The 21,529-nt window shown below is 58.4% G+C and carries 16 protein-coding genes; 10 read left to right on the forward strand and 6 right to left on the reverse strand.

Annotated features, from left to right (window positions below; translation table 11 throughout):
- Positions 1 to 231: 231 nt before the first annotated feature.
- The 3 genes from AB4O25_RS15185 to AB4O25_RS15195 form a co-directional block, all read right to left on the reverse strand.
- A complete protein-coding gene (locus AB4O25_RS15185) occupies positions 232 to 1,185 on the reverse strand; it encodes a hypothetical protein (protein ID WP_460149724.1) in 954 nt (317 codons plus the stop codon).
- A gap of 231 nt (positions 1,186 to 1,416) precedes the next feature.
- Entirely contained in the window at positions 1,417 to 3,654 is a 2,238-nt protein-coding gene (locus AB4O25_RS15190; RefSeq protein ID WP_460149726.1) for a hypothetical protein, read from the reverse strand.
- A 1,083-nt stretch (positions 3,655 to 4,737) separates the two neighbouring features.
- The gene (locus AB4O25_RS15195; RefSeq protein WP_460149727.1) at positions 4,738 to 6,645 is read right to left on the reverse strand and encodes a sigma-54-dependent Fis family transcriptional regulator; all 1,908 of its coding nucleotides are present in this window, start codon (positions 6,643 to 6,645) and stop codon (positions 4,738 to 4,740) included.
- Between the two features lie 271 nt (positions 6,646 to 6,916).
- Between AB4O25_RS15195 and exaC the strand changes: the two genes are divergently transcribed.
- From exaC to AB4O25_RS15240, 9 genes are all read left to right on the forward strand, one after another.
- Complete coding sequence (exaC, locus tag AB4O25_RS15200) at positions 6,917 to 8,437, forward strand: acetaldehyde dehydrogenase ExaC (RefSeq protein ID WP_017528960.1); 1,521 nt, start codon at positions 6,917 to 6,919, stop codon at positions 8,435 to 8,437.
- Positions 8,438 to 8,647: 210 nt separating this feature from the next.
- On the forward strand, positions 8,648 to 10,081 hold the full coding sequence (gene eat / locus AB4O25_RS15205) for an ethanolamine permease (RefSeq protein WP_460149728.1): 1,434 nt from the start codon (positions 8,648 to 8,650) through the stop codon (positions 10,079 to 10,081).
- Between the two features lie 53 nt (positions 10,082 to 10,134).
- Positions 10,135 to 11,529, forward strand: a complete 1,395-nt coding sequence (locus tag AB4O25_RS15210) for an ethanolamine ammonia-lyase subunit EutB (protein WP_017528962.1) — start codon at positions 10,135 to 10,137, stop codon at positions 11,527 to 11,529.
- The gene (eutC, locus tag AB4O25_RS15215) at positions 11,526 to 12,359 is read left to right on the forward strand and encodes an ethanolamine ammonia-lyase subunit EutC (RefSeq protein ID WP_017528963.1); all 834 of its coding nucleotides are present in this window, start codon (positions 11,526 to 11,528) and stop codon (positions 12,357 to 12,359) included. The genes AB4O25_RS15210 and eutC overlap by 4 nt, the downstream gene beginning before the upstream one ends.
- A gap of 91 nt (positions 12,360 to 12,450) precedes the next feature.
- Entirely contained in the window at positions 12,451 to 12,909 is a 459-nt protein-coding gene (locus AB4O25_RS15220) for a GNAT family N-acetyltransferase (protein ID WP_017528964.1), read from the forward strand.
- A gap of 308 nt (positions 12,910 to 13,217) precedes the next feature.
- Positions 13,218 to 13,874, forward strand: a complete 657-nt coding sequence (locus tag AB4O25_RS15225; RefSeq protein WP_017528965.1) for a DedA family protein — start codon at positions 13,218 to 13,220, stop codon at positions 13,872 to 13,874.
- A 6-nt stretch (positions 13,875 to 13,880) separates the two neighbouring features.
- Positions 13,881 to 14,696, forward strand: coding sequence for a M90 family metallopeptidase (locus tag AB4O25_RS15230; RefSeq protein WP_460149729.1), 816 nt, complete (start codon positions 13,881 to 13,883; stop codon positions 14,694 to 14,696).
- A 108-nt stretch (positions 14,697 to 14,804) separates the two neighbouring features.
- The gene (gene ppa / locus AB4O25_RS15235; RefSeq protein ID WP_003176323.1) at positions 14,805 to 15,332 is read left to right on the forward strand and encodes an inorganic diphosphatase; all 528 of its coding nucleotides are present in this window, start codon (positions 14,805 to 14,807) and stop codon (positions 15,330 to 15,332) included.
- A gap of 212 nt (positions 15,333 to 15,544) precedes the next feature.
- Positions 15,545 to 16,321: a LexA family transcriptional regulator gene (locus AB4O25_RS15240; RefSeq protein WP_065876724.1), complete on the forward strand. Its 777-nt coding sequence runs from the start codon at positions 15,545 to 15,547 to the stop codon at positions 16,319 to 16,321.
- Between the two features lie 312 nt (positions 16,322 to 16,633).
- Here the strand turns inward: AB4O25_RS15240 and AB4O25_RS15245 are convergent, their stop codons facing one another.
- The 3 genes from AB4O25_RS15245 to AB4O25_RS15255 all read right to left on the reverse strand — a co-directional run bounded on the left by AB4O25_RS15245 (position 16,634) and on the right by AB4O25_RS15255 (position 20,493).
- Positions 16,634 to 18,988, reverse strand: a complete 2,355-nt coding sequence (locus tag AB4O25_RS15245; protein WP_460149730.1) for a TonB-dependent siderophore receptor — start codon at positions 18,986 to 18,988, stop codon at positions 16,634 to 16,636.
- Between the two features lie 102 nt (positions 18,989 to 19,090).
- Positions 19,091 to 20,032, reverse strand: coding sequence for a FecR domain-containing protein (locus AB4O25_RS15250; protein WP_223496187.1), 942 nt, complete (start codon positions 20,030 to 20,032; stop codon positions 19,091 to 19,093).
- Entirely contained in the window at positions 20,029 to 20,493 is a 465-nt protein-coding gene (locus tag AB4O25_RS15255) for a sigma factor-like helix-turn-helix DNA-binding protein (protein ID WP_241665023.1), read from the reverse strand. Before AB4O25_RS15255 ends, AB4O25_RS15250 begins: the two co-directional genes overlap by 4 nt.
- A 345-nt stretch (positions 20,494 to 20,838) precedes the next feature.
- On the opposite strand from AB4O25_RS15255, the gene ycaC reads away from it, so the two are divergent.
- Positions 20,839 to 21,471 carry an isochorismate family cysteine hydrolase YcaC gene (gene ycaC / locus AB4O25_RS15260; RefSeq protein ID WP_017528971.1) on the forward strand — a complete coding sequence of 211 codons (633 nt, stop codon included), beginning with the start codon at positions 20,839 to 20,841 and terminating at the stop codon, positions 21,469 to 21,471.
- Positions 21,472 to 21,529 lie beyond the last annotated feature (58 nt).

The raw sequence follows: 21,529 nt of genomic DNA on the forward strand, positions 1-21,529 counted from the left end.
GTTGACCTCTTAAACATCGAGGCAGGTTAGCGCAGGGAGGGGCAAATCGCACCTTTTATACGGTCAGCCGCCTGGTAAAATGCGCCAACGTTAACGCATGCACCGATAACCGCAGCGTGACTTTATGGCATGAACAACACGATAAGCAGTTGCCCCCCTGTTAAGTGAGCAACTGCTTATGAGCGGTTCAGTCGGAACCGCCCATTACACCGTGTATGAGGCGCGTATTAACTACACCTTGGGTTTTATGGCGCCCAACAGACCGTTGATGTATGCCATTCTGGACTCCATGCCAGTGGCCCGGCTCTTGATATCCTCTTCTTGCGCGCCGATTGACGGAGGCTGAGTTTGAATACCCCGCGAGTTCGCTTCTACAGCAAACTCCTTTTCAAGGTAGTCCAGCATCTCATCCAAGTAATCCATGCGTTCATCATTTGTTTTTGCCAACCACTCCACACTGGGTTTGACGCCCTCTTCCGAACGAAGACTACCCAGCGTATTTGCTAACAGAAATACGTTCCGTTGAGCATTATCAACCAGCCGCGACTCCATCACATGCTGCCCTGTAGCTGGAGTCTGCGCTGGATTGATTTTGGGTTTGAGAAATTCCAGAACGACGTTCGCGGCAAGTGTCGCGGTCGCCGTTATGGGTGCTGTGATCGCCGCCGTAATCGCGGCGGTCTTGGCTATATTTCGCGCCTCAAGCGGAAGCGCCCGATTCGCTTTCGCAGTTTTAGCCTTTACTACCGCCTCGGTGTTGTCTTCAAGGCCACTCTGCGAAAAAGGCTCAGCCTCCCTTCCGTCTACTCGACCTGGGGTCGGCTGATCAAACAACTTATCCCGGGCTTTAGCATCTTGTTCAGCCTGCCACTTCTTCCTGTTCGCCTCTCTGTATTGAGTGATTTCTGGAGAATCAGGAGTATCTGCATCGGGGGTATCCCCTGGCTGGCGCTTGCCACTGACGTGCCCCGGCCCTTCAAAGCCACTCACTTTTTTATCGACGAAGTCCTGATCGAAATCGTGCTTGCTGCTGCCTGCAGACTTGGGCCCGGCCTGGACTTCTATCTTTGTAAGTTCAAACCCCTTGATAGGGGGTGGGGTGGGGGTCCTGGTCCACCCCCCACTAAAAACATCCCCAATTTTTGAGAAAGCTACCCGCCGTGTCACTGAATTTGAAAATATCATAATGCCCTACCTAATGATTGATTTACATTAGAAAGCCATCCATTTCTTTCATCCACTGTGTAACTAAAAGAGCTTTAACGGTTCCAAATTAAAATTAAAAATTCATCACTAACACACAACGCGCCAACATTGACCACTGACACTGGAGCGTGTGAGGAGCAGTCAATTAGCCACCCGCAAATCATTTCGGTTTATTCGAGGACTGCAGTGCGCTCAACGTACCAAATTGCACTAACTGAGGGCCAAACGGGGTATTGGTGACACTACTGTACGCATACCACCCCCCTTTTTAAGTATCGCGACGATGGGCTTATACACGCCGTCAGATTCTATTTGATAGAACCCCTTGACAATATCACCTTCCTTATAAGTCCTAGTCACTTCATAAGATCCATAATTCCCTTTTAATCGAGGGAGCACCTCATCTGCATGTTTTTGCAGCGATCTTGCATCCTGACCCAATGCTACTGCCCCCCGCTTGAGGTTTTTCGGAAGCTCAATAGTATCGGTGACACCCGTAGAAGCGCCAAGGCCAGCAAAGAAAGAGCTTTTGAGTATTTTTCCGGTTGATTTTCCAAGTTTCGCCGCTCTGCTCGCGGCGCGCGCCCCAGGAAGAAAGAACCCTAAGAGGTCAAACCCGATATTAAAAACCGAGCCCGCAACATTACCCTTGATCGCATCTTTGATGCCGTCATAAAAAGGGACAAGCGAAAGAATAAAATCATTGATCGCCTTAATTTTTCTATTATTCTTTTCAATAATTGTTTCACCGGCAGCCCGTGCCTTTAAGTCGCCATAATCTTTGGTGAAGAATTTACCCACGACGGTCGCCAGCCTACCCGTCCGTCGAGAAAAATAAGGTGCGCTTTCTTCACCCGCTACGTCAGGCGAGGCTGGGTTCGGATCAACAGCATCAACTATCGTAAACACATTATTAGTACCCGGCACACGCGGCGTTGAGTCCGAGGGAAAATACTTGCTATCGTCAAAGTTCGACTGTTCTTCCGGCACGCCCTGTTCCTTAACTATTTTCCCTAGGCCTGGAAAATAACTGTAGTACTCCACCTTGCCATCCGCTGCCTTCACTTTCATAAGTAAACCGCACACCCCGTCTAGTTCTTTGAGTTCATGCGGAGTCGGCGTTCGTGGTATGCGCTCAGGGAACAGGCCGCCGCGACTATTTAGCTTCGTTCCCAAAAACGGGCGAGACACACCGACGAACGTTACCTCAGAGTTTTTTATACGCTCCTGTTCCACCCATGGTAGCAAAGACACTTGATACTTGAACTGAATAGCCCAGGCAGCTGCTTGAGTCTTCGTATACACTTCAAACTCATCAGAGAACTTTTTATCGATATTGTCATCAAGCTCAGAAAAGCGAGCTTTCACCTGTTCCCACGAAAATTCCTTTTCATTTCGCGACTTCCACCAATCCAAATGCTGAGGCTTCGTCATATAGACATCCAGGGGCGATACGACATACTCGGCTTCATGAACACTCCGTAACGTCGCCTTCGTCGGATCAACCTCAGGGAACACCCGTTTGAACTCGGCCAACGCCGCTTCCTGCCGAGTAGGCGCTGGTTTCATTAGCTCGGCGCGCGCCCACTCCAATTCCTTTTTCTGTTTTTTTAATACCTTTAATGATTGTTCAATCTCTTCGGACGTGTACTGCCCTTTTGGATTGCATTTAATCACCTGATTAGCGAGGCCCCACGCAATAAGCGGATCGGTTGACGCTGCGGCTAACGCCTCCCTCCCTTCAAGAATACGAAGTTGCGCATCCGCATAGCTCATGACTTGACTGAACGTCATGTTCCCCGACGCACCGGGTGCCTCATGCTCTACCAATGCAACCGCTATAGAGAACTCCGCCCACGTATGAGATCCATACACAAGGTTCGCAGGCGTGTTCTTCACCAGCAGTTCAGGAGCGACGGCTGATAGCAATAGTTGCGCAGCAAGCGGGGCGGCTTCAACTCCCACTTTACTTTCAAGGTGAGCAGTAAAGCGTTTGACGATTTCAGCAGCGCAGGCACCCACATTTTCGCTTTTATAAAGGTTATAGCCCGCCACGTTGAAACGTGACCGCTCTGGGTTAGGATCGAGCTCTTGCAAGAGCGCCGCAGTCAAGGCCTCAAGCGCACCGGTCGGCGATGCTGCTAGTTTGATACGCGTTTGTATAGCGCTGCCCAATGCCTGAGCATCGGGCGACCGAATGAGCTGGTCCACTCCCCATGAAGGATTGTCGGCAATTGCCTTCTTCTCAGATGCTGAAAGCGTGCTAATCAGGCTACGTAACAAGCTACCTGCCCCTGCCCCCACTTGCGGTTCAGCAGCTTGACTTGCATGCGCCAACTTCCACTGATCCACCACCGCTTTCATCTTGCGCAATGAGGTTTTGTTCAGCAGCCCAACAATATGCCTTACCCCCAGCATCGGCACCAGGCACCCGGTGGGCAAGGTCAAAGGACATAGCGTTGGCCAAGTCATGCGCCAGTTCGCTGCTCGCAGGTGGTTTCTGCCCTTGCTCTTCGAGCAGTTGCGCAACACTTATTTCCCGGCGCTGTTCGCGAAGGAACAAACTCGAACGTGGGTCAATCGCAACCCTGACGTTACTCAGGTCGATCTTCCCTTCGGCGTCGTCTACCTGTGACCTCAGCGCAGCAAGAAGCGCATGACGATTTGCTTCATTCCCCAGCGCCTCCTCGTGCCCCGCCAGCGCCTCTACAGATCGCTGCAGTGCCTGCTTTACAGGCGCAAACTCAAACGCGCGCCCTTCTTTCAATTGCTTAATGTGTGAGGCGGCTTGTGAAGGCGAGAGGTCGATAGGTTCGCCATAAAACCTCCCCACCGTGTACAACGGCACCTTCCCTTCGGGCCAGGGATAATCGAACGCCTGCCCGGACATTGGGGCGATCGCCTTTGCAATGGATAACAGCACTCGAGAAATATCTGACCAACCCGAATCGTCGGTCAGGGAGAACGTTTGCAACTGGCCATTTACAATTGCAGTCAACTCCCCGAGGAACGGATCCAGTTTGAGTTTTTTGGTATCAAGCCCCTGCTCTTTTGCCCACGATATAAATCCGGGGCTCTTGAAAGCACTGTCCAATTGGGTACGCCAGCGCCCAAGCGTCGACTCGGGAGCAACTGGAACATCGGGAGGGGAAATTGAGGTGTGGTAAGAGCGCGTCGCCAATGCGATCGCGTAGGGCTTGGCCAATTGAGCGTCAGCAGTAGCTCGCGCTTCGGGGGTGTCCGGTATTTTCGCGGAGGGGGGTTGGTAACGAATGCATTATCGTTAGTCGCCCTGGCGGCAACCAATGGTAATTCGCGCGCCATGTTATTCGAAAAGGACGGTGTTGCTTTTACACCTTCAAAAATCGTCATCTTTCCACACTCGGGTACGATTAAATTCAGTAACTGTTCGTACCCTGAGTGGTGTGATTTCATACAAGTAATTCAAAAAAATTCGAAAACTCTTATCCAATTATTTCGGCCCTACCCCCTCCCTCAGGCTTCGTAAATTTTGTGGCGACAAGGTGGCGATCATACTTGTGAACAACGTTCGATTCCGTGTTTGCGCAGCTTCCTGTAAAGCGTATTCCGGCTTACCCCTAAGCTCTTTGCCGTATGGGACATGTGCCAATGTTGCTGCTTCAATGCGTTGAGCAACGCCACCCGCTCTGCATCGTCCAGTGCGCGCTCTTGGCCAGACTCGACAACCGTCATCGCTCGCGCCTGGCGAATGATTGGCGGCAGGTCTTCAAAACCGATTTGCCCGTTCTCGCACAGCGCTGCCAACGTGCGAAGTACGTTGCGCAATTGCCGAACGTTGCCAGGCCAAGCGTATTCGAGCAGAGCGTGGTGCGCCGTCTCATCAAGCGACACAACCTGTCCTGCAGCTTCATTTGCAAGCAAAAACGCCAGCAATTGTGCTTTGTCGCTACGCTCGCGTAAGGGGGGCACCGCAATTTCAAGGCCGTTGAGACGATAGTAAAGATCTTCGCGGAAACTGCCATTGGCAACACGTGCTGACAGGTTACGATGGGTGGCGCTGATAACTCTGACATCCACCGCCTGCGGCGCGCCGCCGATGGGCACCACCACTCGATCTTCCAACACCCGCAGCAGACGGGTTTGCAACGCGAACGGCATGTCACCGATCTCATCGAGAAACAACGTGCCACCATCGGCCTGTTGCAGCTTGCCGCGCATCCCTTCTTTGAGCGCACCGGTAAAACTGCCACCGCGATAACCGAACAACTCACTTTCAATCAGGTTTTCGGGGATGGCGGCGCAGTTGAGGGCCACGAAGGGCTTGTCGGCACGCAAGCTGGCCTGATGCACGGCCTTGGCAAAAGCTTCTTTACCGCAGCCGGTTTCGCCGTTGATCAATAACGGCACGTCGCGCTCAAATACGCGCAGTGCTTTACGAAAATCATTTTGCAGGGCCGGGTCGCCCAGGCAGATATCTGCAAGGCGCGGCGCCACGGGCTTGGCGGTGGCGACCGGCACATTGCGTGCCTGCCCCCGCAACGCCGCAAATAAATGCCGGCCATCACGGGTGCGCAGGGGCCAACTGGCGGTCGCATTGGCGCTGGAGCGAGCGAGCAATTGGTCCAGGGAGCACTCGAAAAACGCTTCCACCGGCTGGCCCAGCAACCCCCCACGCACCTGCCCCAGCAGGTTCAACGCACTTTGGTTGACCGCGCACACCCGACCTTCGCCATCGAACGCCAACAGCCCTTCACTGAACAACCCCACGGACTCGGCCTGCAAATGGAACCGCAGCAGCCAGTGGTTCTCAAAATGACGCAGGAAGTAACAGCTCTCGATCATCTTCGCGGAGAGATTGACCAATGCCATGGTGTGAAACTGGCTCTGGCGCGACACCGCCTCCCGCGCCGACGACACATCCAGCACCGCCAGCAGCTCACCGTGAGGGTCGAACACCGGGCTGGCCGAACAGGTCAGCCCGGTATGCCGGCCGCGAAAGTGTTCATCGCGGTGGATGGTCAGGGACTGGCGCTCCACCAGGCAGGTGCCGATGCCATTGGTACCTTCGCAGGCTTCACTCCAATCGGCACCGAGCCACAGCCCGGCGCGCTCGAAAATCTTGCGCTCGGACGGCGCGGTGACACAGTTGAGGATCACCCCGCGCGCATCGGTCAGCAGCACCGCGTGGCCGGCGCCGGAGAGTTGTTGGTGCAGGCTGTTCATTTCGCTGCCGGCGATGTGCAGCACGTGCTGCAGACGCTCGCGGCTTTCCAGCAGGCGCGCGTGTTCAAGCACGGTGGGAGCGATGGTCAGCGCAGGGTCGAGGTGGTAGTCCTGAAGGCAACGCAACCAGGAGCGGGCGATGGACGGGTCGCTGCCGGGGCCCTGGGTCAGGTCTTGCCCACGGGTCACGGTCAAGACTTGCTGGGCATGGCGACTGAAATGATCGTTGTGCATGTTCTTATTATTCTCCCGGCGTGAGAGCGCCCAGCATCCCCCAGCCCTGCGGCAGATGCAATCCCGCGCCGACCCACCGGTCACAGCCTGTACCGTTTATGGCACAAACTGTCACGCGCCTGTACCGCGCACGTGACAACAACGCCTTGCAACAAACCCCAAGCCCTTGATTTAACTGACCCGCAGAGCACTGGCCCAACCTTTGCTCTACGCTTTATCAAGCGCTTGAGCGCTGCACTCCAATAAACATAAAAGCCAGGAGATACCCACCATGCGTTACGCACACCCCGGTACTGAAGGCGCGATCGTTTCGTTCAAAGCCAAGTACGGCAACTTCATTGGTGGCGAGTTCGTTGCGCCGGTCGACGGCAATTACTTCACCAACACCTCGCCGGTCAACGGCAAGCCTATCGCCGAATTCCCGCGCTCCACTGCCAAAGACATCGACAAGGCGCTAGACGCCGCCCACGCCGCCGCTGACGCCTGGGGCAAGACCTCGGCGCAGGACCGCTCGCTGGTGCTGCTGAAAATCGCCGACCGCATCGAACAAAACCTCGAACTGCTGGCCATCACCGAAACCTGGGACAACGGCAAGGCCGTGCGTGAAACCCTCAACGCCGACATCCCACTGGCCGCCGACCACTTCCGCTACTTCGCCGGCTGCCTGCGCGCCCAGGAAGGCACCAGCGCCGAGATCAACGAGCACACCGCGTCCTATCACTTCCACGAACCCCTCGGCGTGGTCGGCCAGATCATCCCGTGGAACTTCCCGCTGCTGATGGCCGCCTGGAAACTCGCCCCGGCCCTCGCCGCCGGTAACTGCGTGGTTCTCAAGCCGGCCGAGCAGACCCCGCTGGGCATCAACGTGCTGATGGAAGTGATCGGCGACTTGCTGCCACCGGGCGTGCTGAACGTCGTGCACGGCTTCGGCAAAGAAGCCGGCGAAGCCCTGGCCACCAGCAAACGCATCGCCAAGATCGCCTTCACCGGCTCCACCCCGGTGGGCTCGCACATCATGCATGCGGCGGCCGAGAACATTATTCCGTCGACCGTCGAGCTGGGCGGCAAGTCGCCGAACATCTTCTTCGCCGACATCATGAAAGCCGAGCCGTCGTTTATCGAAAAAGCCGCTGAAGGCCTGGTGCTGGCGTTCTTCAACCAGGGCGAAGTGTGCACCTGCCCATCCCGCGCGCTGGTGGAAGAGTCGATCTACGACGACTTCATGAAAGTGGTGATGAAGAAAATCGAACAGATCAAGCGCGGCGACCCGCTGGACACCGACACCATGGTCGGCGCCCAGGCATCCGAGCAGCAGTTCGACAAGATCCTGTCCTACCTGGAAATCGCCAAGGGTGAAGGCGCGCAACTGCTCACCGGTGGCAAAGTGGAAAAACTCACCGGCGACATGGCCGGCGGTTATTACATCCAGCCGACCCTGCTCAAGGGCACCAACGACATGCGCGTATTCCAGGAAGAAATCTTCGGCCCGGTGGTGAGTATCACCACCTTCAAGGACGAAGCCGAAGCCCTGGCGATTGCCAACGACACCGAGTTCGGCCTGGGCGCCGGCGTGTGGACCCGCGACATCAACCGCGCCTACCGCATGGGCCGGGCGATCAAGGCCGGGCGCGTGTGGACCAACTGCTATCACCTGTACCCGGCGCATGCTGCGTTCGGTGGTTACAAGAAGTCCGGCGTGGGCCGTGAAACGCACAAGATGATGTTGGACCATTACCAGCAGACTAAAAACTTGCTGGTGAGTTACGACATTAATCCGTTGGGCTTCTTCTAACCCATCACCCCACCCACTTTGAAATGCGGTTAAACCTGTGGGAGGGGGCTTGCTCCCGATTGCATTGTGTCAGCCAATGTTTATATCACTGGCCCACCGCCATCGGGAGCAAGCCCCCTCCCACAGGTTTGGATATTGATAAGTACTTGCGATGTGCATCCGGCACAAAGATGCCGAGTTAAAAACAATAACAATGAAAGGTACTTTCCCATGCCTAGCGAACCCACTGGCTCTTCCGTCGACTTTGAAAAAGTCGGCACCGACTACTTCCAACAACGCGAACTTAAAAAAGGCGCCGCCGGCTGGGTGCTGCTGGTCGGCCTCGGCGTCGCCTATGTGATCTCGGGCGACTACGCCGGCTGGAACTTCGGCCTGGCCCAAGGTGGCTGGGGCGGGATGTTCCTCGCAACCTTGCTGATGGCCACCATGTACCTGTGCATGTGTTTTTCCCTGGCCGAACTGTCTTCCATGATCCCCACCGCCGGTGGCGGCTACGGTTTTGCCCGCAGCGCCTTCGGCCCCTGGGGCGGGTTCCTCACCGGCACCGCGATCCTGATCGAATACGCCATCGCACCCGCCGCCATTGCGGTGTTTATCGGCGCGTATTGCGAGTCGTTGTTCGGCATTGGCGGCTGGATGATCTACCTGGCGTTCTACATCATCTTCATCGGCATCCATATCTTTGGCGTCGGTGAAGCCTTGAAGCTGATGTTTGTGATCACCGCCATCGCCGCGATTGCGCTGGGTGTGTTCCTGGTGGCGATGGTGCCGCACTTCAACGTCGCCAACCTGCTGGACATCCCAGTCACCGAAGCCAAGGGCGCCAGCACCTTCCTGCCCTTCGGCTACGTTGGCGTGTGGGCGGCGATCCCCTATGCCATCTGGTTTTTCCTCGCGGTAGAAGGGGTGCCACTGGCCGCCGAAGAAACCAAGAACCCCAAGCGCGACCTGCCGCGTGGCTTGATCGGCGCCATTGTGGTGCTGACCAGTTTTGCTCTGTTGATCCTGGTGATCGCACCCGGCGGCGCGGGGACTTATGCGCTGATCAAATCCGGTAACCCGCTGGTAGAAGCGCTGGCGTTGTCCTACGGCGGCTCGACCTGGATGGGCAGCTTCGTCAACCTGGTGGGCCTGGCCGGGCTGATTGCGAGCTTTTTCTCGATTATCTATGCCTATTCGCGGCAGATCTTTGCCTTGTCGCGCGCCGGTTACCTCCCACGCAAGTTGTCGCAGACCAATAAAAGCAAGGCCCCGGTGCTGGCGCTGGTTATCCCCGGCATCATCGGCTTCGGCCTGTCGCTGACCGGCCAAGGTGATTTGCTGATCCTGGTGGCGGTGTTTGGCGCGACCATTTCCTACGTGCTGATGATGGCCGCACACATCACCCTGCGCATCCGCCGCCCCAAAATGGAACGTCCTTACCGTACGCCGGGCGGCATCTTTACTTCCGGCGTAGCGCTGGTACTGGCCTGCGTGGCCGTGGTGGCGGGCTTTCTGGTGGACCCACGGGTGGTGATTGGCGCCGCGATCATCTATGGAGTATTAATTGCTTACTTTGCTTTCTACAGCCGGCATCACTTGGTAGCAGGCACGCCCGAAGAGGAATTCGCGGCGATCCAGGCCGCGGAGGCCGCCTTGCACTAACTGCCGTAAACCTCGGCGCGGGCGCCTTGCCCGCGTCGCCAAGGAGACACTGTATGGCAAGCTTTTCCCACGCGGTGGGTACACAAACCTACCGCTTCGACAGCCTCAAGGACGTGATGGCCAAGGCCAGCCCCGCGCGCTCCGGGGATTTTTTGGCCGGCGTGGCCGCGCAAAACGACGGTGAACGGGTGGCGGCGCAAATGGCGCTGGCGAATATCCCGCTCAAGCACTTCCTGCAGGAAGCGCTGATCCCCTATGAAAGCGATGAAGTCACTCGGCTGATCATCGACACCCACGATAAACAGGCGTTTACCCCGGTCAGCCACCTCACCGTCGGCGGGTTGCGCGACTGGCTGCTGAGCGACGCGGCCGATGAGCAATCCCTGCGCGCCTTGGCGCCCGGCCTGACGCCGGAAATGGCCGCCGCCGTCTCCAAGATCATGCGCGTGCAGGACCTGGTGCTGGTCGCGCAGAAGATCCGCGTGGTCACCCAGTTTCGCGGCACCATGGGTTTGCGCGGGCGCCTGTCGACCCGCCTGCAGCCCAACCACCCGACGGACGAACCGGCCGGCATCGCCGCGAGCATTCTCGACGGCCTGCTGTATGGCAACGGCGACGCCATGATCGGCATCAACCCGGCCACCGACAGCATCGCCTCGATCTGCGCCATGCTCGAGATGCTTGACGCGATCATCCAGCGCTACGAAATCCCCACCCAGGCCTGCGTGCTGACCCACGTCACCACCTCCATCGAGGCGATCAACCGTGGCGTGCCGCTGGACCTGGTGTTCCAGTCGATTGCCGGCACCGAGGCGGCCAACGCCAGTTTCGGCATCAGCCTGAGCGTGCTGCAGGAAGGCTACGATGCGGGCTTGAGCCTGAACCGCGGCACCCTGGGCCAGAACCTGATGTACTTCGAAACCGGCCAGGGCAGTGCCCTGTCGGCCAACGCGCACTTTGGCGTCGACCAGCAAACCTGCGAAACCCGCGCCTATGCGGTGGCCCGACACTTCAAGCCGTTTTTGGTCAATACCGTGGTCGGGTTTATCGGCCCCGAATACCTGTACAACGGCAAACAGATCATCCGCGCCGGCCTCGAAGACCACTTCTGCGGCAAGTTGCTCGGCGTGCCGATGGGCTGCGACATCTGCTACACCAACCATGCCGAAGCCGACCAGGACGACATGGACACCCTGCTGACCCTGCTCGGCGTGGCCGGCATCAACTTCATCATGGGCATCCCCGGCTCCGACGACATCATGCTCAACTACCAGACCACGTCGTTCCACGACGCCTTATACGCCCGCCAAACCCTGGGTTTAAAACCGGCGCCGGAGTTCGAACAGTGGCTGGCGAAAATGGGCATCTTCACGCAAGCCGACGGTAAAGTGCGCTTCGGCAACAGCCTGCCACCGGCGTTTCGCCACGCCTTGGCGCAATTGGGATGAAGGAGCCGACCGTGCAACCAGAATTGCCTGACAACCCGTGGTTGGAACTGCGCCGCCTGACCCCGGCGCGTATCGCCCTGGGCCGTACCGGTACCAGCATCCCAACCAGCGCCCAGTTGGACTTCCAGTTCGCCCACGCCCAGGCGCGCGATGCCGTGCATTTGCCCTTCGACCCTGCAGGCCTGAGCAGCCAGTTGGCCGAGCGCGGCCGCGACAGCCTGTTGCTGCACAGCGCCGCCGCCGACCGGCACAGCTACCTGCAACGCCCAGATTTGGGCCGGCGCTTGAGCGATGAATCGGCGCAAACCCTGCGTGACCATGCGGCGGCCAACCCTGGCGGCGTGGACTTGGCGGTGGTGGTGGCCGATGGCTTGTCTGCGCTGGCGGTGCATAAACACACGTTGCCGTTTCTGACACGCATGGAGGAACAGACCCACGCCGAAGGCTGGTCCTTATCACCCGTCATACTGGTGGAACAGGGCCGCGTGGCCGTGGCCGATGAGATCGGGCACTTGCTCGGCGCAAAGATGGTGGTGATCCTGATCGGCGAGCGGCCAGGGCTCAGTTCGCCGGACAGCCTGGGACTGTATTTCACCTACAACCCCAAGGTCGGCCTCACCGATGCCTACCGCAATTGCATCTCCAACGTACGCCTGGAAGGCTTGAGTTACGGCATGGCGGCCCATCGTTTGCTGTACTTGATGCGCGAGGCATGTCGCCGACAGTTATCAGGGGTCAATCTCAAGGACGAGGCGCAGGTGCAAACGATCGAGTCCGACGATCCGGACCTGATGAAGGGTAATTTCCTGCTCAGCCCACCCGCAGACTGATCCCGGCACGATTGCGCTTTTTGGCGTCTTTAGGCAGCATCGAGTCACGGCCGCGCGCGTGGTCATACCCCTTTGGAAGTCGAGGCCTGGCATGCGGATTACTCAAGCGACCCTGGAACACCTGGACCTGCTGACCCCCCTGTTCGTCAAATACCGTGAATTTTACGGGGCCTTGCCCTTCCCGGACTCGTCGCGGGCCTTTCTGGAAAAGCGCCTGCGCCGCAAGGAGTCGGTGATTTACCTGGCCCTGGCCGATGATGACGACAAAAAACTGCTGGGCTTTTGCCAGCTGTACCCAAGCTTTTCGTCGCTGTCGCTCAAGCGGGTGTGGATCCTCAACGATATCTATGTAGCCGAGGACGCACGCCGGCAACTGGTGGCGGACAACCTGATGCGCACGGCGAAAAAAATGGCCAAGGAGACCCACGCGGTGCGGCTGCGGGTGTCTACCAGCAGTGACAATGAAGTGGCGCAGAAGACCTATGAGTCGATCGGTTTTCGCGAAGACACGGAGTTCAAGAACTACACCCTGCCGATCAGCGAGGATTAAGTTCGACAGACCAAACACCGCATATCCCCGTGGGAGAGAGCTTGCTCCCAATTGCGCTGGGCCAGTCAGACTATTTATAACTGACCCACCGTAATCGGGAGCAAGCCCCTCCCACAGTTGAGTCTCCAGCGGTTCCCACGCCGTGCACCACGACACTCTTCGCTACAAAACCCACACGCTTTTCACAGTTCAATCCGTATAATGCGGACCTTTCAGGGTTGTAAGAAAATACGGCATACCGGTGTAGCCTTATTACCCGAGCTTCCGCACAGGCCTGCAGAGCCGGGCCGTTCACACAGGTGTCATCCATGGATTTCAACCCGCTCGACCTTATCCTGCATCTCGACGTTTACCTCGACCTGCTGGTAACCAATTACGGTCCGTGGATCTACGCCATCCTGTTTCTGGTCATCTTTTGCGAAACCGGCCTGGTGGTCATGCCCTTCCTGCCGGGTGATTCCTTGCTGTTTATCGCCGGCGCCGTCGCTGCAGGTGGTGGCATGGACCCGGTGTTGCTGGCCGGTCTGTTGATGTTGGCGGCGATCCTCGGTGACAGCACCAACTACGTGATCGGGCGAACCATCGGCGAGCGCCTGTTCAACAACCCGAACTCGAAAATCTTCCGCCGCGACTACCTGCAAAAAACCCACGACTTCTACGACAAGCACGGCGGTAAAACCGTGACCCTGGCGCGTTTCCTGCCGATCCTGCGCACCTTTGCGCCATTCGTTGCCGGCATTGCGAAGATGCCCTACCCGCGGTTCTTCGGTTTCAGCGTGCTGGGCACCATCCTCTGGGTCGGCGGCCTGGTGACCCTGGGCTACTTCTTCGGCAACGTGCCGTTTATCAAGAAAAACCTGTCGCTGCTGGTGGTGTTCATCATCCTGCTGTCGCTGGTGCCGATGATCATCAGCGTATTGCGCAGCCGCTTTGGCCGTACCTCCTCCGAAGCCAAGCAGCAGTAACCGGCCATGTGGTCCTTCAGCGCTTGGCGTCGCCGGCGACTGCTGGCCAAGAACCCGATTGCCGATGACACCTGGCAACGGGTGCGCCACCACCTGACCTTCCTCGACGGCATCAGCGCCGAGCAGGACCAGTGGCTGCGCGAAGCCTGCGTAGTATTTCTCGCCGAAAAACACCTCACCGCACTGCTCGGCGTCAAGCTGCACCAGGAGCAACGCCTGCTGCTCGCCGCCCAGGCGCAACTGCCGCTGATGCACCTTGGCGATCTCGATTGGTACCAGGGCTTCCACGAAATCGTGCTGTACCCCGACGACTTCCTGAGCCCCCAGCGCCATCGCGATGCCAGCGGCGTGGAACACGAGTGGGACGGCGAACACAGCGGCGAAGCCTGGCAACAAGGCCCGGTGATCCTCGCCTGGCCCGGCGTGCTCGCCAGCGGCCAGTGGGAAGGCTACAACCTGGTGATTCACGAACTGGCGCACAAGCTCGACATGCTCAACGGCGACGCCAATGGCTTGCCGCCGCTGCACAGCGACATGCGCGTGCAGGAGTGGGCCAGCGTGATGCAAAACGCGTTTGATGATCTCAATCGCCAGTTGGACGCCGACCCGGATGCCGAAACCGACATAGACCCGTATGCGGCGCAAGACCCGGCGGAGTTCTTTGCCGTGACCAGTGAATATTTTTTCAGTGCCCCGGATTTACTGGTCAACCGTTATCCACAGGTGTACGCCCAGCTCAGCCGCTTTTATCGCCAGGATCCCCTGGCCCGCCTGAACCATTTGCAGGCGCACGACCCACGTTATCAGCCACAAGACGAATGACCGTACGACGTCTGGCGCATGGCATCGGCGTCAGAATATGCCTATAATCGCCGCCACTTTTAGGCCAATCCGGCCATGTCATATGGCCAACTACGGGGGCAACGCCCAATGAGCTACAGCAAGATTCCGGCTGGCAAAGACCTGCCGAACGACATCTACGTCGCCATCGAGATTCCGGCCAACCACGCGCCGATCAAATACGAAATCGACAAAGACAGCGACTGCCTGTTCGTTGACCGTTTCATGGCCACCCCGATGTTCTATCCGGCCAACTACGGTTTCATCCCTAACACCCTGGCTGACGACGGTGATCCCCTCGACGTGCTGGTGGTGACCCCTTACCCGGTTACCCCAGGCTCGGTTATCCGCGCACGCCCAGTCGGCATCCTGAACATGACCGACGACGGCGGCGGCGATGCCAAAGTGATCGCAGTCCCGCACGACAAGCTCTCCCAGCTGTACGTGGACGTGAAGGAATACACCGATCTGCCGCCATTGCTGCTGGAACAGATCAAGCACTTCTTTGAAAACTACAAAGACCTCGAAAAAGGCAAATGGGTGAAGATCGACGGTTGGGGCAACGCAGACGCCGCCCGCGCCGAGATCATGAAGTCGGTCGCTGCCTATAAAGGCTGATACCTGCTCCTCTTGCCCAGGCAAGTTAAAAAGCCCCGACTGCTCGGGGCTTTTTTATGAAAAAAATTAAACTCCCAGTTAAACGCGTAACACATAACGTTGACCTAAGTTGCACAACTGAAAGATCAAGCCACAACTAAGTAAAAACCTACACGCGCAATTCAACGCATGGTTTATTTGAATGGTTTTTTCGGCCAGTAAACTCTGCGTTTATGAATACATCAGGTGATCGATTAAAAGCGCTGTTACGGGAAGTGCATCTTTCCGCCTCCGACTTCGCCAAGAACCGCGGCGTCACGCCTCAACACGTGAACAACTGGTTCAAACGCGGCGTGCCCATGGGCCGACTCAACGAGTTCGCAGAACTGCTCTGCGTCTCCAGCCGTTGGCTGCGCACCGGCGAAGGCCCCAAACACCCACCGGCCAACTTCCTCCTGGAAGGCCCGGAAACACGTAAAGGACTGCCCACCACCCGCGAAGGAAGCGGAAAGTACCTCACAGGCCCTGCCTGCCCTCCAGAAAAACTCGACGTGGAGATCCCCCTCCACCAAACCTTCACCTCAACCGAACGCATCCGCGTCGCCCTGCACACCCTCGACGCGCTCAACGTAAACCCCGACCGCGCGCTAGGCGCCTACATGGTCGACAACAGCATGATCGACATCATCCAACAAGGCGCCACCCTCGCCATCGACAAAGGCCGCACCCAAATCATCGACGGTGAAATCTACGCCGTCGAACACGACGGCATGCTGCGCATCAAATACCTCTACAACCGGCCGGGAGGTGGCCTTCGCATGCGTAGCCACAACGCCGGCGAACACCCGGACGAATACCTCACCTACGAGGAACGCTTCGAACAGAACTTCACTATCGTCGGCTGGGTATTCTGGTGGTCCACCCTCAACAACCGCCGTCCACCCGTGCCGCTGGATGAGCATCTTTTGGGCTGGGAAGGCTCTAAGTCGGATCCGGAGGTGGGCATTTGAAATGAATGTGGGTATTATGCGCCGCACATTTGGCAGGGGGTGGCAAACGCTTATCCACCCTGCTCGGCGAAGCGGAGGAGTTCCCGCGGATGCCCCTACTATTCAGCCCGACGCAACGTGGGCTGAGCGATTTGAAGGCTGGTGAGGCTTGTCAAAAACAAGCTGAGGCAGTCCCCGAGAAGCCGGCCACAAGCCGGCTTTTTAATGCCTTTTTGAAAGCCACTCTCGTAGCTCCCCTTACCTGCCCAGTCAGGAATATCGCAATTTGCGAATGCGTGCTCACCCGCCAACAGATGCCCACTCTGCGGGCTATCACCACTTATACGTAACCGAACCAATCAAGCTACGCTCATCGCCATACCGGCACGTGGTATTGCAATACAGATACTTCCTATCAAACAGGTTCTGCGCTTTAGCCTGCAGCTGCCAATGGCTGTCCAGATCATAACTAACCAGCGCATCTACCAGCGTGTAAGCCGGAATTTTCCCGTCATAAACACTCGGTGTCGTCCGCGTAGTTCCTATGTAGCGGGCGCCAGCACCCACGCGCAAGCGCTCAAGACCAAGGCTCGCCAAGCGGTAGCTGGCCCACAGGCTCGCGGTGTTGTAGGGCACGCCCTCGATGCGCTTACCTACGTTACTCGCGGTCTTGTCTTCCAGTACGTGGGTATCGGTGTAGGCGTAGCCGGCACTGAGTTGAAGGTTCTCGGTGAGGTTGCCCTTGGCTTCGAGCTCCAGGCCTTTAGAGCGGGTCTTGCCATATTGCACGTAGGTGTTGGTGAGGCTGTCGAGGCTCAGTGAGTTGTCCTGGTCGAGCTGGTAGACGGCGGCGCTGAGCAGGGTATCGGTGCCGGGAGGCTGGTAGCGCAGACCGATTTCGTATTGTTCGCCTTCCAGCGGGGCAAACGCGTTGCCGAAGGCCGGGTTGCTGACGCTGGCCGGCTGGAATGATTGGCTGTAGCTGATATAGGGCGCCAGGCCGTTGTCCGCGAGGTAGACCAGGCCTACACGGCCGGTGGCTTTTTTGTCGTTGCGGGTGGCACGAGCCTCAGTGGCGAAGGTAGTGGTGACGCTCTCAGCCCAGTCCTGGCGGCCGCCGAGCAGCAGTACCCATTTGTCGTCAAAGGTGATCTGGTCTTGCAGGTAGATGCCGGCCTGGCTGCTGTGCAGGTCACTGCCGGTATCGGCGGCGGTGTTGGCACCGACACCGGTGTATTGCGGGTTGGCCAGGTTCAGCGGCGGTGCCAGTTGGGCCAGGGTCGAGCTGATAAAACGGTGCGAATCGTAAGTCTTGTGGTAGTAGTCGACGCCCAGCACCAGGTCGTGCTGCCAGCGCCCGCTGTCGAACGTGAAGTTGAGGTTATTGTCGCTGGTCCAGCCAGTGGAACGCTCTTCGCGGGCGCTGTAGCGGCGCAGCAGTCGGCTGCCACTGACCGACACAGGAATCAGGTAGTCCCAATTGGTATTGGCCTGGAAGTAACGAAGACTGTGGTTGACGGCGAGGTTGTCGTTGAAGCGGTGCTCGAAGAGGTAGCCGAGTGTGTCCATACGGTTGGTGAAGTGGTCGTAGCCGGGTTCACCCACGAACTGGTTGCGGCCGATCTTATAGCCGGCGGTGTTGCTGTAGCTGCTGAGTGCATAGCTCATCGGCGGCGAGAAACCGGTATAGGTGTCCTGGTGGCTGGCGAGGACGGTCAGTGAGGTATCGTCGTCGGGTTTCCAGGTCACGGCCGGGGCAATGTAACGACGGTCATCATCGACGTGGTCAACCTGGGTACCGCTGTCGCGCCAAAGGCCGGTCAGGCGGTAACTGAACTCACCCTGGTCATCCAGCGGGCCGCCGAGGTCGATGGTGTACTGGCGGCGGTCGTAATTGCCTAGTTCCAGGCCGATTTCGTGCAGCGGCGTATCGGTAGGACGCTTGCTCACGGTATTGATCATGCCGCCCGGCGAGAGCTGGCCGTACAACACGGACGAGGCGCCCTTGAGTACCTCGACGCGCTCCAGGCCATAGGCTTCGACGCTGCCATCGTAAGGGTTCGATTGCAGTTTCATACCATCGCGCAGGATACCCCCGGTACCGGCGCCGACGTTGAAGCCGCGTAGGGTGTAGTCGTCGGCGGTGCGGCTGAAACTGGCGGGCTGGCTGCTGAACCCGGGGGTGTACTTGAGCGCGTCGGAGAGGTTGTCGCTTTTGCGCGTGTTGAGCTCTTCGCGAGTCACTACCGACACGGATTGTGGGACTTTTACCAGTTCCGTGCGGGTTTTTGTGCCGACCGAGGAACGTTGAGCCACATAGCCGGCGTCAGCGGTTTCCCCGCTCTGACGGATTGCATTAATGGTGGTGGCATCCAGGGTCAGGCCGTCACCAGTTCGTTGCACGCTCAAGGCACCGCTTGCGGTGACCAGCACACTCAGGTCGGTGCCCACCAGGCTCTGGCGTACCGCTTCACGCGCGCTCAGGAGGCCGCGCACCCCAGGCGCCTGACGACCTGCCACATCAGCCGGAATAAACAGCACCTGCTGGCCACTCACCTGGCCAATCCCTATCAGAGTCGCGCCCACGGCGCCGGCGGGCAGGTTGAAGTCATAGACGGTTTCGGCCGCTTGCAGGGTAAAGCTGGCCAGGCAGCCGGCAAACACCGGCAAAAGGAGGTTGGGATGCATGAGCGGGCTCGCAGAAGTACGGAAACGAGTGCGCGGAATACGCGCGTCTAACAGGTATGTGACGCAAGCCCGGGATATTTTCAGGGGTGTGGGAAAAAAAACTCAAACACGCTCGATTCGCGTCCATACGCCCAGCCAGTTATCGATGCGCAACGGCAGCACATCCCTAAGCGCGGCCAGCGCGCCACGCGTGTCATCCAGGGCGAACACCCCGGAAATCCGCAACACCGCCGCCGCTGGCGAAACATGCAGCAGCCCTTGGTGGTAAGGCGCCAGGTGCTCAACCACCTGGCCCAGAGACTGGTCATGCACTTCGAGCATCCCTCTGGTCCAACTGCGCTCGTCAACATAACGCGACGGGAGGTCCCGCCAGCGGTGGCCATCGAACGCCAGGCCCTCGCCGGCGGCGAGGTGTTGGCTGTCATGGGGCGTGCGCAACTGCAAGGAACCTTCCAGTGCCCACACTTGTGGCTGGCCGGCCTGCATCGCCAGCAGGCACTGCCCACTGTCGAGCCAGACCTCGCCCCACGGGCACGCCAGCACAAACGGCCGCGCCGGATCACTTCGCACCTGGGCCTGGGCCGCGCCGCGCAACAGCTGGACGTGACGCTGCAGAGGGTTGAAATTCAGGTCGACGGAACTCTGGGCGTTGAGTTGCAAGGTCGAACCGTCTTCGAGGGTGAAACTACGGCGTTGGGCCGTTGACGTGCGCAGGTCGGCGCGAAAACGTGCGTGTAACGGCCCACCCGGCATGGTCAACAACTGCCCACCGACAGCCATCGCGCCCAGACCGAGGGCGCCACGCAGCAAACGTCGACGACTGTGCCCGGCATCGCACAGCGCATGGACGGCGGCCTGCTGCTGCACCAACGGTGCCACCGTACGGCTCAACTGCCGCTGCAAGGTCTGCCAGGCATGCAGATGACCAGGGTCGGCTTCGAGCCACAGCATCAATTGCTGTTGCTCCTGCTCAGTGAACACGCCCGAAGCACGCCGTGCATACCACTCGATCGCCTGTGCCGCCGCTGCGGACACTGTCGTCACGGAACGGCTCGATAACATGCAGTCAGTCCCTGCACCACGTACTGATGCACCCGCGTCACCGACACTCCCAGCTCATCGGCGATGCGCGCGTAAGTCAGGCCATCAATCTGGCTATATAGAAACGCCGCGCGGGCCTTGGACGACAAGCCATCGAGCAACTGATCGACCGCCATCAACGCCTCCATCACCACCCAGTGTTCCTCGGGCGAAGGCACGGTCGGCTCGGGCAAAGAGGTAAGGGCGTCGAGATAGGCTCGTTCGATATCATTGCGTCGCCAGCGAGCGAACATCAGCCGCTTGCCAATGAGGCTCAACAACGCCCGAGGCTCGCGAATGGCATGGGGATCCGGCAGCGCCACAACCTGGGCAAAGGTTTCGGCGGCCATATCGGCAGCATCTTCACGACAGTGCAGGCGCAGGCGCAGACGTTCGAGCAGCCAGCTGTGGTGCTCGCCGAACAAGCGGTGGAGCGCCTGCTGGCGGGGATCTTGGTTTGCCGAGCGAGTAGGAAACACAGCGGGAGGCGTCCGTGCTAATGAAAACTATTCTCAATAGTGGCGTGATTGGAGCCTGATTGCAAGAGTGGGCCGGGCTTGGCGTTGCAGGAGCGACTGGTCATCGATGCCAATGCCTGTACAACAGCTCATTCACCTCGCCCACGCCAACACCATCAGCTTACGCACATTGTCGCTTTTAAGTTGACAGTAAGACACCTACCAGCCGATTTATCCCCCTTCGCTCACCCATTAATCTATGCCCATGTTGAACGCAACGCCCAACCAACCTAAACAAAAAAGGATTCAACCATGAGCGCTCCAACCTATAACCGCTTGAACAAAGACGACGCCGTAGTTCTGTTGGTCGACCACCAGACCGGCCTGATCTCCCTGGTGCAGGACTTCTCGCCCAACGAGTTCAAGAACAACGTGCTGGCCCTGGCCGACCTGGCCAAGTTTTTCAACCTGCCGACGATCCTCACCACCAGCTTCGAACAAGGCCCCAATGGCCCGCTGGTACCAGAGCTGAAAGAGATGTTCCCGGACGCGCCCTACATCGCTCGCCCTGGCCAGATCAACGCGTGGGACAACGAAGACTTCGTCAAGGCGATCAAAGCCACCGGCCGCAAACAGATCATCATTGCCGGCGTGGTTACCGATGTGTGTGTAGCGTTCCCGACCTTGTCGGCGCTGGCGGAAGGGTTTGAGGTGTTTGTGGTGACGGATGCTTCCGGCACGTTCAACACCACCGTGCAGCAAGCCGCGTGGAGCCGCATGACGCAAGCCGGTGCGCAGTTGATGAACTGGTTCTCGGTGGCGTGTGAGCTGCATCGCGACTGGCGCAACGATATCGAAGGCTTGGGCAACCTGTTGTCCCAGCGCATTCCCAACTATCGCAACTTGATGAATGGGTATGCGGCGCTGACAGCTCATCAGAAGTAAGTCAGCCGAGATTCGCGATAAGCCTGCCCTGAAAAGCAGGCTTTTTTGCGCATCTGTG

The organism is Pseudomonas sp. S3_A03, from assembly GCF_054668275.1.

Bases quoted from the DNA above. Each gene is read 5' to 3' on its own strand.
- eutC (WP_017528963.1), top strand. From the start codon at position 11,526: ATGAAGGAGCCGACCGTGCAACCAGAATTGCCTGACAACCCGTGGTTG.
- ppa (WP_003176323.1), top strand. From the start codon at position 14,805: ATGAGCTACAGCAAGATTCCGGCTGGCAAAGACCTGCCGAACGACATC.
- AB4O25_RS15245 (WP_460149730.1), bottom strand. From the start codon at position 18,988: ATGCATCCCAACCTCCTTTTGCCGGTGTTTGCCGGCTGCCTGGCCAGC.
- eat (WP_460149728.1), top strand. From the start codon at position 8,648: ATGCCTAGCGAACCCACTGGCTCTTCCGTCGACTTTGAAAAAGTCGGC.
- exaC (WP_017528960.1), top strand. From the start codon at position 6,917: ATGCGTTACGCACACCCCGGTACTGAAGGCGCGATCGTTTCGTTCAAA.
- ycaC (WP_017528971.1), top strand. From the start codon at position 20,839: ATGAGCGCTCCAACCTATAACCGCTTGAACAAAGACGACGCCGTAGTT.
- AB4O25_RS15240 (WP_065876724.1), top strand. From the start codon at position 15,545: ATGAATACATCAGGTGATCGATTAAAAGCGCTGTTACGGGAAGTGCAT.
- AB4O25_RS15220 (WP_017528964.1), top strand. From the start codon at position 12,451: ATGCGGATTACTCAAGCGACCCTGGAACACCTGGACCTGCTGACCCCC.
- AB4O25_RS15195 (WP_460149727.1), bottom strand. From the start codon at position 6,645: ATGCACAACGATCATTTCAGTCGCCATGCCCAGCAAGTCTTGACCGTG.
- AB4O25_RS15230 (WP_460149729.1), top strand. From the start codon at position 13,881: ATGTGGTCCTTCAGCGCTTGGCGTCGCCGGCGACTGCTGGCCAAGAAC.
- AB4O25_RS15225 (WP_017528965.1), top strand. From the start codon at position 13,218: ATGGATTTCAACCCGCTCGACCTTATCCTGCATCTCGACGTTTACCTC.
- AB4O25_RS15185 (WP_460149724.1), bottom strand. From the start codon at position 1,185: ATGATATTTTCAAATTCAGTGACACGGCGGGTAGCTTTCTCAAAAATT.
- AB4O25_RS15210 (WP_017528962.1), top strand. From the start codon at position 10,135: ATGGCAAGCTTTTCCCACGCGGTGGGTACACAAACCTACCGCTTCGAC.